This is a genomic window from Bradyrhizobium sp. CCGUVB23 (assembly GCF_024199885.1).
Lineage (GTDB): Bacteria > Pseudomonadota > Alphaproteobacteria > Rhizobiales > Xanthobacteraceae > Bradyrhizobium.
Window position 1 is genome coordinate 1,734,017 of record NZ_JANADQ010000001.1, and the last position, 15,297, is coordinate 1,749,313.

Annotated in this window: 3 protein-coding genes and 1 pseudogene; 2 read left to right on the forward strand and 2 right to left on the reverse strand. The window is 61.2% G+C overall.

Annotation, left to right across the window (positions count from 1 at the left end; genetic code table 11):
* Positions 1 to 36: 36 nt before the first annotated feature.
* Positions 37 to 10,869, reverse strand: a complete 10,833-nt coding sequence (locus NLN62_RS08085; protein ID WP_254108310.1) for a non-ribosomal peptide synthetase — start codon at positions 10,867 to 10,869, stop codon at positions 37 to 39.
* Between the two features lie 1,511 nt (positions 10,870 to 12,380).
* On the reverse strand, positions 12,381 to 12,665 hold the full coding sequence (locus NLN62_RS08090) for a transposase (protein WP_254108311.1): 285 nt from the start codon (positions 12,663 to 12,665) through the stop codon (positions 12,381 to 12,383).
* A gap of 169 nt (positions 12,666 to 12,834) precedes the next feature.
* On the opposite strand from NLN62_RS08090, the gene NLN62_RS08095 reads away from it, so the two are divergent.
* Both NLN62_RS08095 and NLN62_RS08100 read left to right on the forward strand, forming a co-directional pair.
* Positions 12,835 to 13,554 carry a hypothetical protein gene (locus NLN62_RS08095; RefSeq protein ID WP_254108312.1) on the forward strand — a complete coding sequence of 240 codons (720 nt, stop codon included), beginning with the start codon at positions 12,835 to 12,837 and terminating at the stop codon, positions 13,552 to 13,554.
* 960 nt (positions 13,555 to 14,514) lie between these two features.
* Positions 14,515 to 14,688, forward strand: a pseudogene (locus tag NLN62_RS08100) (IS256 family transposase); the annotation flags it as partial.
* Positions 14,689 to 15,297: the final 609 nt, after the last annotated feature.

Sequence of the window (15,297 nt, forward strand, 5' to 3'; positions counted from 1 at the left end):
ACCGCAATTAAAGGGCCGAATGACACCCCGATGCGCTTAACTCTGTGAGAAATGCTCGTTTAGAGGTGTTATCGGTGAGCTATTTAAGGCTGTTGATAAGGATCGAGCCAGAACTCGGCGGTTTTCCGGAATACTTATCATGGTCACGTGATTGGCTGGAATCGGTACGGTATGCACAGCCGCCGCACTCAAGACATGGTCCCACCCCCGCATGGGCGAACTCGCCTCTGGACCTATTGAACTATTGGCCGGTCGTGCCCGACCAATGAGGGGAGACTCGGTGGCATAAAACTGATGTATTTCAACTGGCAGGGATGGAACTTGATACAACCGCAGCGCCCTTTGAAATTGGGCAATTCTTTCACACACGAAAGCATCATTGTGGAGATCACGATCTAGAGCTATCGCTCCAATTTGCTGTGCTTTTTCGAGCAACTGAACAATCGAACTTTGTTTAGCAAAGTGTTCCAACACTTCCAACCGCTCATCATCTTCGTCTAAGGATTCAAGAGATTCTAGCACCACTTCTAGTGCTATTTGGGCTGGCGATATGCTCAATCGATTTGCAGGTAACGTAACATCGATAAAAGCCATGAATGAGACAGTTTCATCGAGACTGAGTAAGCGCTGGGCAATTGCGTAAGCCAGGATCCCGCCTGAAGAGTATCCAGCGAAGCGATATGGACCCCGCGGCTGAATCTGTTTAACCGCCAAGATTGCTTGCGAGGCTATCGCTTCAAGAGTTGGTGGAAACACTTCATCGAAAGACGGCCATGGCAGAGCATAGACGGGCGCGTCTATGTCCATTTCCTTCACCAAGCTAAGGACATAGGAACAATCTCCCAAACCTGTCGGCACAAAGAAGAGCGGCAGTTGTGATCCCGTCACACGAACGGATAGCACTCCAGCTGTATGGCGGTGCGGATCCAACTCAACCTTCGATGCAAGCTCCTTCAGAACAGGAGCTTGGAAGAGATCAGCGGCGCTAAACTTCATCCCAAGATCTAGCGCTCGGCTCAGCAAACGCACCCCTAGCAGCGAATGGCCGCCAAGCGCGAAGAAGTGGTCATGCCGCCCGACCCACTCCACACCCAGAAGCTCGGTCCAGATCTGCGCTAGCGCCGTCTCGATCTCGCCCTGCGGTGCCTCATACGTTGCCCGCGGATACGCCTCATCGTCCGGAGCCGGCAGTGCCTTGCGATCCAGCTTGCCGTTCACCGTCAGCGGCAGCGCCGCAAGCCGCACAAACGCACTCGGCACCATGTAGTCCGGCAACCGCGCACTTAAATGTGCGCGCAAGGTGCCGGCGAGCTCGGCTCCCACAGCTTGGCCGGCATACTCGTCAGCCGCAACCACATAGGCGACAAGATGCTTCTCGCCCGCGCGATCCTGTTGCGCCACCACCACCGCCTCGCGCACCGACGCGTGCTCAACCAGCCGCGCGGCGATCTCGCCCGGCTCGATCCGGAAGCCCCGGATCTTCACCTGGTCGTCGTTGCGGCCCAAAAACTCCAGATTGCCGTCCGGCAGATACCGCGCAAGGTCGCCGGTCCGGTACAGCCGGTCGCCTGCCACAAAGGGACTGGCGATGAACCGCTCCGCCGTCAGCGCGGGACGGTTCAGGTAGCCGCGCGCGACCCCGGCCCCGCCGATATAGAGCTCGCCGACCGCCCCGAACGGAACAGGCTCACCATGACCGTCCAGCAGATACACCCGCGTGTTCGCAATCGGTCGGCCAATCGGGATCGAGTTCAGCCTCTCGACAGCTTTGGATATTTCGAATGTGGCACATCCAACCGTTGCTTCTGTCGGACCAAACTGATTGAACAGACGCACGTTCGGAAAACGTTTTTGCCAAAGCTGTATATCTGCCGGGATTAAGGCCTCGCCCCCAAGCATTAGTGCTCTTGTCGGAGCTGGTCCCTTGTAAGCTTCAAGCCGCTTGTTCAGCATCCTGAGATGCGAAGGCGTCAGCTTAACCAGATCATAGGTCTGACAATGCGCTACAGGAGTCAGCCAATCGATTTGGACAGTCGATTTTAGAAGATGGAGCCTGGCCCCTGCCAACAGAGGCCCGAACAAGGTTGTAATGCCGGCGTCAAAGCTGAATGGTAGCAGCATGGGCGAGCCACACGAACCTCGTTTATAATGGCGGCGATCTGACCATTGCAAATAGTTCATCAGACTCCGATGCTCGACCATGACGCCCTTTGGGGTGCCGGCTGAGCCCGAGGTGTAGATCACATAGGCGAGATGGCGTGAGGTCAGGCCGAGGGTGCGCACATCCGGATCCGAGGCTGGCAGATGCGTCCAGGCCGGTGTCGCCACCTCGAGATCGACCACCATCACATCGGCCAGCGCATCCGGGCCCAGTGCGGCGCGCCCCGCCGCATCGGCCAGCAGCAGCCGTGGCGCCGCGTCGTCAAGAACCTGCTTGAGCCGCCCGGACGGATAGGCCGGATCCAGCGGCAGATACGCGCCCCCCGCCTTCAGGATCGCCAAAAGCCCCACCACCATCGCCACGCTGCGCTCAAGGCAGATCGCCACCGGCTGGTCCGGCTTCACCCCGAGCCCGATCAGATGATGCGCCAGACGGTTGGCCCGCGCATTGAGCTCGCCATAGCTTACGCGCTCGTCCTCATGGAGCACCGCAACCGCGTCCGGCGCCTTGGCGACCTGCGCCTCGAACAGCTCATGGATGCACTTCTCCGAAGGATACGCCGCCCCCGTCCGGTTCAGCGCCTCCAACAGGTACGCCCGTTCGTCAGCCGGCAGGATGTCCAGCTCTCGCACCGGCGTGTGCGGCGCCCGCTCCAGCGCCTCAGCCAGCTGCTCGAGCGCGCGCTGCATGTAGCCGCAGACCCGATCCGCTGAGACAGGCTCCGCCACCTGCGCTGTCAGACCGAGCGCTTCGCCAAAATCCTCCACTGACAACGTCAGCGGATAATTGGTGCGCTCCTCCCCGCTTAACCATTCCACCCCGGACAGCACATCCTGCGGTCCGGGGATGGTCGCCGGCGTGTTGTGGCGGTAGTTCAACAGCGCGCTGAACAGCGGCGCCGGCGCCGCAACGGCGCTGCAGCGTTGCGCCAAAGCCAGCGAGGCGTGCTCGTGCGCCAGCAGCTCGGCCAGACACGCGTGCGTGGTCCGCACGCTCGCCGCGACGGCGGTGTCGTCCAGGTCGAGCCGCACAGGCAGGGTGTTGATGAACAGGCCCATGGTGCGGTCGGCGCCGGCACCGCCGTGCATGCGGCCGAACAGCACCGTGCCGAACACCACCTGCTCGCGCCCGCTGCTGCGCGCCACCACCTGGCCCCACGCCAGATGGCACAGGCTCGCCAGGCTCACACCCAGCCGCCGCGCATGCGCCCGCAACCGATCGTTGAGCTCCTGCGGCAGCATTCGCCGCGCCTCACGGGCCCCGCTGCCGTCGCCGCGCACCTTGCTCAAGCCGAACGGCGTGGTCGGTGCGTCGATGTCGGCGAGCAGCGACCGGAAGAACTCTTCATGCGCTTCTGCATCAACGCCCAGGCGCGCCTGCGCCACTAGGTTGCGGAACGGCTGCGGGGCTGCAAGCTCATGGGCGCGTCCCTCCAACACGGCCCGGACCTCGGCATGCATCACGTCCAGCGTGGTGTGATCCCCGATCAGATGGTGCTGCAGCTCCAAGAGCAGCCAGCGCCCGCCGCCGGGCTCGCGCGCGATCACAAATCGCAACAAGGGCGCCCGGCCAAGATCGATCCGGTGCTGGCGCGGATCAAACCGGCTCCTGAGCTGCTCGGGGCCAGGACCAGCGGACGCATCCAGCTCAACCTCGGTCACCTCCAGCGGCGCGTTCCGCCACACCACCTGGGCCGGGCCCGACAGCCCCTCCCAGACAAACGATGTGCGCAGAATGTCGTGCCGATCCACCACCTGCTGAACCGCGGCAACATAGCGCTCCAACAGGGCCCGGTCGGCAAACGCCATCAGCGAGACCAGCAGGTACGGATCACCGCGGCTGGCCAACAGATGATGGAACAGGATGCCGTCCTGCAGCGGCGACAAGGCATAAATATCCTGGATGTTGTCGACGCCACCGGGCACCGTGGCGACAATCCGGTCGATCTCGCCCTGCGCCAGCTCGATCAGCGGCAGCATCTGCGGCGTGATCGCTGTGCTTCGCTCTGTGATCAGGTTGGCCGGGACCGCCACCTCGCGATGGCTGCCAAGGCTTGCTGCCAGATCGGCCAGCACCGGCTTGGCGAACAGGGTGCGCACCTCCACCCCAAGCGACAGCCGCCGCAGACGCTCCATCAGTTGCACCGCCAAGAGCGAGTGGCCGCCCAGCGCAAAGAAGTTATCGTGGCGTCCCACCCGCGTCAGCCCCAGAAGCTCCGCCCAGATCTGCGCCAGCTTCTCCTCAATAGGCCCCTGCGGCGCTTCATAGGCGCGACGCGCATACGCATCATCCTCCGGCGGGGGCAGCGCCTTGCGGTCCAGCTTGCCGTTCACCGTCAGCGGCAGTCCTGCAAGCCGCACGAACGCAGCCGGCACCATGTACTCCGGCAACCGCGCACCGAGATGCGTGCGCAACGTGCCGGCAAGCTCGGCCACCTCAGCTTCGCCGGCATACTCGTCAGCCGTCACCACATAGGCGACAAGCTGCTTCTCGCCAGAGCGATCCTCGCGCGCCACCACCGCCGCCTCGCGCACCGATGCGTGCTCAAGAAGCCGTGCCGCAATCTCGCCCGGCTCGATCCGGAAGCCGCGGATCTTCACCTGGTCGTCGGTGCGGCCCAAAAACTCCAGATTGCCGTCCGGCAGATACCGCGCCAGGTCGCCGGTCCGGTACAGCCGGTCGCCTTCTACAAACGGACTGGCGACGAACCGCTCCGCCGTCAGCGCGGGACGGTTCAGGTAGCCGCGCGCGACCCCCGCCCCGCCAATGTAGAGCTCACCCACCGCCCCAAACGGAACAGGTGCTCCATGACCATCCAGCAGATACACCTGCGTGTTCGCGATCGGTCGGCCAATCGGCAGCCGGCCGAATGTCTCATAAATTGCGGTAATCTCGCAGACTGTCGCGAAGGTAGTCGTCTCGGTCGGACCGTAACAGTGAATGAGACGTACAGGACCTTCTTCTCTCAGCAATCTCAGAAATGAGGGAAGGTCATTGCGCTCGCCTCCACAGAGGAGGTACTTAAGTTGTGCTAACGTCGAGGCAATCACTGATGCATATTGGTTGAACAATGCTGTTGTTAGAAACAGTGATGTCACCCGTTGCTGTTTGAGCGCCCTAGCAAAAGTTGAAGCGTCTATGACGGTGGTGGCATCCATTGCAACAATGCAGCCACCGTTAAGCAGCGGCGCCCAGACTTCAAATGTGCTGGCGTCGAAGGCGGGATTGGCGGCGAAGGCGACACGATCTCCGGCCCCGATCTTCGCATACCCATTGTTGATCACGAGCCGGTTGACCGCACGATGCGGAACAACAACTCCCTTGGGAACGCCGGTCGACCCGGAGGTGTACATCACGTAAGCGGCCGCCTCGGCGCTCAATGCAAGGCCAGGATCGGCACTAGAGCCTGTTCCAACCATCAGCGGCTCAATGATCAGAACACGATTCGTCACCGCAACCAGATCATCATCGTCACTCTCGGTGAGCACTAGGCGCGCAGCACAGTCGGCTATCAGGCAGCGTTGTCGCGCAGATGGAAGAGTGCGATCAATCGGCACATACACTCCCCCCGCCTTCAGGATCGCAAGCTGCGCCGCTACAAGACTCACGGAACGGTCAATCACAGTGGCTACGCAATCGCCCGGCTTCACCCCGAGCCCGATCAGATGATGCGCCAGACGGTTGGCCCGCGCATTGAGCTCGCCATAGCTTACGCGCTCGTCCTCATGGAGCACCGCTACCGCATCCGCCGCCTTGGCGACCTGCGCCTCGAACAGCTCGTGGATGCACTTGTCCGCAGGATATGCCGCCGCCGTCCGGTTCAGCCCCTCCAGCAAGTACGCGCGCTCATCGGCCGGCAGGATGTCCAGCTCCCGCACCGGCATGTTCGGCGTCCGCTCCAGCGCCTCGGCCAGTTGCGCGAGCGCGCGCTGCATGTAGCCGCAGACCCGGTCCGGACATACCGGCTCCGCCGCGTCCGCCGTCAGCCCCAGCGCTTCGCCAAAATCCTCCACCGACAAGGTCAGCGGATAATTGGTGCGTTCCTCCCCGCTCAGCCATTCCACGCCCGAGAGCACATCACCCGGTCCGGAGATGGCCGCCGGCGTATTGTGGCGGTAGTTCAACAGCGCGCTGAACAGCGGTGCCGGCGCCGCAACGGCGCTGCAGCGCTGTGCCAGCGCCAGCGAGGCGTGCTCATGCGCCAGCAGCTCGGCCAGCCGGGCATGGGTAATCCGCACGCTCGCCGCGACCCCGGTCCCGTCCAAGTCCAACCGCAGCGGCAGGGTGTTCATGAACAGGCCCATCGCGCGGTCGGCGCCGGCGCCGCCGTGCATGCGACCGAACAGCACCGTGCCGAACACCACCTGCTCGCGCCCGCTGCTACGCGCCAGCACCTGGCCCCACGCCAGATGGCACAGGCTCGCCAGGCTCACACCCAGCCGCCGTGCCTGGCGGCGCAGCCGATCCTGCAGCGCCTGCGGCAGCATCCGCCGCACCTCACGGGCCCCGCTGCCGTCGCCGCGCACCTCGCTTAAGCCGAACGGCGTGGTCGGTGCGTCGATGTCGGCGAGCAGCGACCGGAAGAACTCTTCATGCGCTTCTGCGTCAACGCCCAGGCGCGCCTGCGCCACCAGGTTGCGGAACGGCTGCGGGGCTGCAAGCTCATGGGCGCGTCCCTCCAGCACGGCCCGGACCTCGGCATGCATCACGTCCAGCGTGGTGTGATCCCCGATCAGATGGTGCTGCAGCTGAAGCAGCAGCCAGCGCCCGCCGCCGGGCTCGCGCGCGATCACAAATCGCAACAAGGGCGCCCGGCCAAGATCGATCCGGTGCTGGCGCGGATCAAACCGGCGCCTGAGCTGCTCGGGGCCAGGACCAGCGGACGCATCCAGCTCAACCTCGGTCACCTCCAGCGGCGCGTTCCGCCACACCACCTGGGCCGGGCCCGACAGCCCCTCCCAGACAAACGATGTGCGCAGAATGTCGTGCCGATCCACCACCTGCTGAACCGCGGCAACATAGCGCTCCAACAGGGCCCGGTCGGCAAACGCCATCAGCGAGACCAGCAGGTACGGATCACCGCGGCTGGCCAACAGATGATGGAACAGGATGCCGTCCTGCAGCGGCGACAAGGCATAAATATCCTGGATGTTGTCGACGCCACCGGGCACCGTGGCGACAATCCGGTCGATCTCGCCCTGCGCCAGCTCGATCAGCGGCAGCATCTGCGGCGTGATCGCTGTGCTTCGCTCTGTGATCAGGTTGGCCGGGACCGCCACCTCGCGATGGCTGCCAAGGCTTGCTGCCAGATCGGCCAGCACCGGCTTGGCGAACAAGGTGCGCACCTCCACCCCAAGCGACAGCCGCCGCAGACGCTCCATCAGTTGCACCGCCAAGAGCGAGTGGCCGCCCAGCGCAAAGAAGTTATCGTGGCGTCCCACCCGCTCGAGCCCCAGAAGCTCCGCCCAGATCTGCGCTAGCGCCGTCTCGATCTCGCCCTGCGGTGCCTCATACGTTGCCCGCGGATACGCCTCATCGTCCGGAGCCGGCAGTGCCTTGCGATCCAGCTTGCCGTTCACCGTCAGCGGCAGCGCCGCAAGCCGCACAAACGCACTCGGCACCATGTAGTCCGGCAACCGCGCACTTAAATGTGCGCGCAAGGTGCCGGCGAGCTCGGCTCCCACAGCTTGGCCGGCATACTCGTCAGCCGCAACCACATAGGCGACAAGATGCTTCTCGCCCGCGCGATCCTGTTGCGCCACCACCACCGCCTCGCGCACCGACGCGTGCTCAACCAGCCGCGCGGCGATCTCGCCCGGCTCGATCCGGAAGCCCCGGATCTTCACCTGGTCGTCGTTGCGGCCCAAAAACTCCAGATTGCCGTCCGGCAGATACCGCGCAAGGTCGCCGGTCCGGTACAGCCGGTCGCCTGCCACAAAGGGACTGGCGATGAACCGCTCCGCCGTCAGCGCGGGACGGTTCAGGTAGCCGCGCGCGACCCCGGCCCCGCCGATATAGAGCTCGCCGACCGCCCCGAACGGAACAGGCGCTCCATGACCGTCAAGCAGATACACCCGCGTGTTCGCGATCGGACGCCCAATCGTCTCAACGACAGCGTCCCCCCTTGGCATGCAGACCCAGGTTGAGTACGTCGTCGTCTCGGAAGGAGCATACAGATTACAAATCTTCTGGACGCGGCTGCTCTCGAAGATCTTCTCGATCAGACCAGCCTTCAGCGGCTCACCGGCCAAATTAACCACCCTTGTCGAAGCCGGTACTGCTTTTTTGTCGACCAGAGAGGCGATCGCCGAGGGCACTGTGTTGATCACGGAGACATCCAAAGGCCTCTCAGCCAGCGCCAGTGCATTCTCGACCAGATACAGTGTGCTTCCTTGCGAAAGCGGAACGAAGCATTCATAGACAGACAGATCAAAACTGATCGAGGTGGAGAACAGCATGCGGCTGATCTCTGAGGGGGCGAACACTCCGCCGCTCCACTGCAGCAGGTTCGCGGTGCTCTTATGCTCGACCATGACGCCCTTGGGCGAGCCTGTTGATCCCGAGGTGTAGATCACATAGGCGAGATGGCGCGCGGTCAGGCCGAGTGCGCGCGGGTCCGGATCCGAGACCGGCAGGTGCGCCCACGCCGGCGTTGCCGTGTCGAGAGCCACCACGTTCACATCGGCCAGCGCCTCGGCGCCCAGCGCGGATCGTCCCGCCGCATCGGCCAGCAGCAGAGGCGGCGCCGCATCGTTGAGAACCTGCTTTAGCCGCGCCGACGGATAGGCCGGATCCAGCGGCAGATACGCGCCCCCCGCCTTCAGGATCGCCAAAAGCCCCACCACCATCGCCACGCTGCGCTCAAGGCAGATCGCCACCGGCTGGTCCGGCTTCACCCCGAGCCCGATCAGATGATGCGCCAGACGGTTGGCCCGCGCATTGAGCTCGCCATAACTCAAGCGCTCATCCTCATGGAGCACCGCAACCGCGTCCGGCGCCTTGGCTACTTGCGCCTCGAACAGCTCATGGATGCACGTGTCCGAAGGATACGCCGCCCCCGTCCGGTTCAGCGCCTCCAACAGGTACGCCCGTTCATCGGACGACAACAGCTCAATCCGCCCGACTGGCTGCCCTGCATCAGCCAACACACCAAATAACAACTTTTGCAAATGCTGCGTGATATGGTCGATCTGGTTGGGTGCCAAGCGAGTTGCATCAAAGTGCCATCGAAAGCCCCCATCCAGAGCGCGAACCTCAAACGTTAGCAAATCACCGGATAGGACCGCCTCAGAGTCCCCGTTCGAGGCTAGATCACCAGCGGCAGAACAGCTATTGACCGTCACCGTAATGCCAATCGGCCAGGGTCGGCGCGATCGTAGCACCCGCATACCCCGCAACCTCGGGAAGCGCGCGATAAGGTCCCGCGCAAAGCTATCGTGCTTCCTCAGCACAGTGCATTCGCTGGCGACTGCCCTGCGCACTTCTGCAAAATCATGTGCAAGATCAATGGTAATTTCCATCGGAACGACAGAAGCGACAAGCACCTCCACCGCTTTCAACCCGGCTCGCGATCCATTCGAAGCAGGAGTCCATCCCAATTGAAGCTTGGATTCGCCTGTCATGCGGGCGAGATAGATCAGCCAAGCCGTTACCAAGTGTTCCACGCGGTCCATGGAGGAAAACTCAGCCAAAGCACCCGGAACTCGCCACGAACTCGACTGCCACCTGGGTGGCGCCACAGCTACAGACGACAGGAAAGGAAGCTGCAACATTTTAAACTGCTCTAGCCGCTGCGTCCAAAAATCCTCCCGAGGCGCCAACACCTCATGTGTAGTTGTTAGGCTACGCGCCTGATCATCGTTCAAAATCGTAAGACGATCGCCTACATCCAGAGCGGAATGCCTCGCGAGAGCTCGCGCGTCCAGAACCTGACCATCTGAGCCGCCAAACCAAACATCAACATCCTGCGTACCCGTCGCCACACGCCAGTGGCTAGCATGGATTTCAACCAGGGATCCTGCCGGAAGGCCTGACCGTTGAGGCAGCACCTCCAAGCGCCTAACGACGACAACGTCATCGCCTAAGAGAGCCTTGCACAGACACAACGGATTAGAATGATACGGCCCAAAGTCTAAGGCGCGTGTCATCGCTGAGAGATCTAGCGCGGATCGATCCCAGCGCAGACAGCCAGCAGCGTCTGGGCGTTGATGCTTCGGAAAAAAGCTTCTGTCCACTCGCGCCTGTGGACGGACGCTGAGTTTGCCGTTCGTTAGGCCAATTAAAAGCTCTTGGAATCCCTCGACAGCAGCTTCATAGCATTTGAGGTTCAGGGTTAACGCCGTATCGGTGGGCGCAATCAACACTTGGCGTTGAACCACCAGATCACCCGTATTAACACCATCATCGATACGATGCCACGTGATGGCATATTCGGTCTCTTCGGCCAGTAGCGCCCAAGACGTCGCGTGAGTTCCCGCGTATCGCGGCAATGGAGCGTCGTGGTAGTTAAAAGCGCCTTGACGCGCTCGCACAAAAACATCCGGTGTCAATGTAAACGGATTAGCAATAGAAAATATCCAGTCCACCGCTTCGGTATTCAGTAGTGTGGCGAGCTCTTCAACACTTGCCACGCACAAGATGTTGGCGCGAGCAGCCCAATCCGCGAATATGGCGTCGGCACATAGCGCGGCGCGGATGATGTGGCCCATTTCCCTTGCGAGCTGAGCACACCTAATAGCTAGCGTACCGCCACCAACAAAGATGGTAGAACCGATTGGTGATGCTGCAGGTCCTCGTCTATCCCAATCGGCGAGTTCGCAACCCGACGTGGCCGAGACACATGTGTCGTGATGTTCGTAGTTTGCCTCCATGGTCGAAATCTCCACGTAAGCCACTTGCGTAGCAAACCTCTGCTTTCGACGGTCCTGCGATCGACCGCCCAGCTCCGCAAAATCCACACAGGACTCATAGGATCTGTAACAACTAGCGATTTATCTGGTCGCCTGTGAAACGCCTGAGCGTTTGGCCACCGAGTCTGAACACAGAAAGACACACGCGCCGGGCATGAACCGGAGGAGACCGATGGGCCATCTTCACGCTCCAGCCAACCCGTCGCGTAGCCTGATAATTCTAGCGCTGTACGCCGCCCCACATGGCGGGCCCAAACCTGTGACACTGGTTCGGATTTGCTCCGGAGTAACCGCGCTGAATACCCGGCTCGCAGCACTTCACCTCGAACGTGGTGCGCGGCACCTCACCTCGGCACGATTCCGTTTAAGTCCGGGTGCAGGGCCGGGAAAACGCCATCAGGATATGAGAGGCCTCGCCACAGCCGCGTGCGCGACGGACGCGGCTGAATCAGCGGGACGCAGATTTGGATCAATCGAACAAGTTTCATCTGAACTCTTGGACGGGAGCTGAGAGACCGTCACGGTCGTGACGGATTCCCCGCGGCTGAGCAATCGGCGTGCCAAAGACGTTCTGCTAACTCCTCTTGAAGAAAGAATGCGCTTCTCGCCGCGCTGGCGGAACACTGCCGTCTTACCGTCGGGCTTGGAACATTGACGTCTTGAGCCAGACACAGCTCAACACAACAACATGGACCGCCGATGGCGACGATCGCCTCTCTTGGCGAAGTCGAATGTCCGCTCAAGGATGGTGTACCGAGGGACTTCGTGATTAGGCCCCCCCGGGCGAGCCGGTCATTGTCACGCGATTCTGCGGCCAGGATACCGCCCCATCATAATTGTGGTTGCGATCTACGAATGTCGTGCGGCGTCGTTTCCAGACAACGCTATCAGAATAGAAGGCCTGCAAGTCGTTCGGTACAGCCGACAAGGTGGGGCCTCCTTCGGCCTCGCGGGACCAGCCTTTGCGAAACGAGATAGTCGGCGCGCAGCCCGCGTTGCACTACGCGTCTCGAAATCGAGCTGCCAATGCAACGACTCCTCCGACAAATGGGAGATAGATTCTATTTATAACTCGAGTACCGAAACTCGCTGGCTTTTCCGAATTGACAATCTCAGCCTCGAAAAACCCGGTCTGCTCATTAATTCTGAGGAATGCGAAGCTGCAAATTTTGAGTCCTTCAGGATCTAAACCGAGATCGCAAACGACTCAAGGCGGCCGGATATCGCCGTTACATGGCAGCGCATCGCCGCGCCCAAGGCCGGACAACAAATGCGATCCCAAGAGTAGTCGCCTTGTGTGTACCAAAAACCTACGCCCTGAGGTAGTGGTGATGAAGCCCGCCTAGGACGGCAAGTGACCTGACAATACCGATTCGCTGAACTGGGCGAGAGACAGGCGCTTCCTTGTCCAAGGCCAAGTGCGTGCGCGTCTCATTATAGTAGCGAGCGTAAGATTTCAGAATCCGGCGTAGATGTGCCTCGCCTAAGACAATGATGTGGTCCAAACACTCACGCCGGATCGATCCGATCAGTCGTTCGGCAAAGCCGTTCTGCCAGGGTGAAGCTGGCGCGGTAGGTTTGTCCCGGATGCCCATGGCACGCAGTCGGCGTGTGACGACTGGCCAGAGCTGCCCCGGACGGGCGGAGCGGTCCAAAGAAAAAAAGTCAAGAAAGATTCGACCTTGTGGGCGGCGTCACTATGATACTCACGTCTCGAAGCTGATCCACGCTCGGATGACGCCGGGCTGAAGAGGAGGCAACGCAATGTCCAAAAAGCGGTCGAGCCCGAGGGGGCTGATGACGAGCCGAACAGAGTTGGGCCCGACCTTTAACCCGATGACCGGGGAGGGCTGGAGGGATTTCCAAGATGCTGCACAAAACCCGCTTATGTCGTTCACTACGAGCACCGGAAGTCAGCGTGAGCAGGTCATCACCTTCGGCCCGAACTGGCTCGAATTGTGCAAGAGAAATCTCGCCGCTCTTGAAGATATCGCACGCTCGGAGGGGGCAGAGGAAAATTGGCGACTGAATCCCACAATGAGGAATTCAGACCAACTCGATCGAGTGTTGCTCGCGTCAGAGATGCTGGAAAATACACTCAGTGCGAAACGAACTCTAGAAGGGCTTGTCGGCGAAAACGATCGCGAGCGCGCGAAGCTTCTAGCCTATCAAGCGATGTACGAACTCACCGCGCTTGCGGCGAATTATCACGCTTGGACGGTGGTCGATAACGAACGATCCATTTTTGCTCGCAATCAGTCGGTCGAAGGCGCAAGGCGAGGAGGCTTCAAAAAGGCGCAACGCACGCGCGGCCGCGACCTAGAAATCGCGCGCCAGTTTGAAGCCGGGAGGGGCGGAAAACTTAGTGATACCGCCCTGAAGCAAAAGATAGGCAGGAAGTACCGACTAGGACGGACGGCCATCTCCGACGCAATTAGCCGCGCACAAAAAAGTAGTCGCCGAGCGGGGCAGACCGACCGATAGACCGTCTATGACCCGGTAACGCCGGTCGTTCTTGGACCGGTCCTTGAACGGAGGTCAAAGTATGGCAAAGCTACGTACTCCCGATGTGTGCCGCAGATGTCGCCGGGCGCGACGCCGCGATCGCAGCAGCGTTCGCGCCCCAGCATGGCGCCGCCGTCGAGATTGGCAGGGCCCCGTGCCGAGATGCACCAGGGCTGCCGCAAGGCCCGCTCGGCGCCATCCTCGAAATATGTCTCGGGCTCGGGGTGCCCGGCGAATGGCCGACGACTGAAGGATGATGCCAGTCTTGCAGCAAGGCGTAAAATGAGAAACCCCGACCGCTGGTGCCGGGGTTTCTCTGCCTTATACAGATCGGGACTTTCTATCGCGCCTTTGTCCCCTGCGTCTGTACGCTAACTCCTGCGGGGAGGCATCCTGTCGCTCACGGATTACTTCTGCGATACGGTTCTCTTTGCCGACTTAACGCCGGACAGGCCTTTTCGGGGGGTGTTTATGAGCTTCCTAACGAGAAGCCACATGCTGCACCTCCTTTCTCCTTGCGCTGGTCACTTCCAGCGCCGGCCCCTCAAATATGCACAGGGGTTTGCAATCGCAAGGTGCTCAATCCGGAATGGAAAACTCCAATAGAGTTGAGCAAATTGGCCACCTCCGTGATCGAAATGCCCGTTGGCATTGGCGCGCTCACAGCAATTTGGAAGCAGTGCTTGACTGCGAAGCTAGGAAAAGCATCTTCAAAATGCTTACAAATTCGGCCGAGAGAGCGGCGGGGATTTCGCCGCCAAGTCGGGGCAACTTCGGAACTTCGGTCGTGTCCCCTATGGTGGTGTAGCTCGGTATAGCAAAGCCGTCCGCACGCGCGCCCTCAGATAGCGCCGTAGCGGGCGGACGGCTTTGCGGTGGTCACCGGCAATTCGCCGGTAGGGTCGGGTTGCTGACACCACCTGATTCGAGGAACCACCGATGACCGATGAGATGATGAACCTTCGCGCGCTCGTGGAGAAGGCCCCCGACGCCGACTTGCTGCGTGAGATGATCGGCTTTGCCGCCCAGCGCCTGATGGAGCTGGAGGTCGCCGGGCTGACCGGCGCGGCCTATGGCGAGAAGAACGCCGAGCGCCTGGCGCAACGCAATGGCGGCGCCAGCACCCGCGACACCGCCATGCTATTTCCGGTCGCCTCGATCACCACTTCATCGGTCGACCGCAGACTCTTGCCCATCCCTTCAAGGGCGGTCCGGGTCATGTCGACCCGACCAGCATGTCGAAGGATGCCATCTTCCCAGATTACCACCTCGCCGAAGGTTCGGTGAACATCAATACCAATCACGCGTCGCATCTGCGCCTCCTCCCTTCCGCTGGTTATAGCGGGAGCTGCGGGCGACGCGACAACCACCGATTCGCGCTCACGGCGCAACCGGGCGAGTCGCAGAGGGCGGCCAGCTACTAACTCGAGCTCTCGGCTCATCGTGTGTATCGGCCTGCCCGCACCTTCGTGCTCAATCGCAGAATAGAGACACCCCGCTCTCCTGAAAATAACAAGCAGAGGAAACTCAAAGGACTGAAATGAGCGCCCCTCCTTCCGAAATGCTGTCCATTCCAACGCAGCAAGCGATCGTTCAGGAGGCAGTTGCACATCGTTTCAACGTGTATTATGTTGTTAGAGATCGTTCAGATTGCACGTCGCGGAAGCCCTGAGGCTCCGCCCGATATTGTCGTTGCATCTCGAAGCTTCCGGCTGACGAAAT

Bases quoted from the DNA above. Each gene is read 5' to 3' on its own strand.
- NLN62_RS08085 (WP_254108310.1), bottom strand. From the start codon at position 10,869: ATGGGCCACATCATCCGCGCCGCGCTATGTGCCGACGCCATATTCGCG.
- NLN62_RS08090 (WP_254108311.1), bottom strand. From the start codon at position 12,665: ATGGGCATCCGGGACAAACCTACCGCGCCAGCTTCACCCTGGCAGAAC.
- NLN62_RS08095 (WP_254108312.1), top strand. From the start codon at position 12,835: ATGTCCAAAAAGCGGTCGAGCCCGAGGGGGCTGATGACGAGCCGAACA.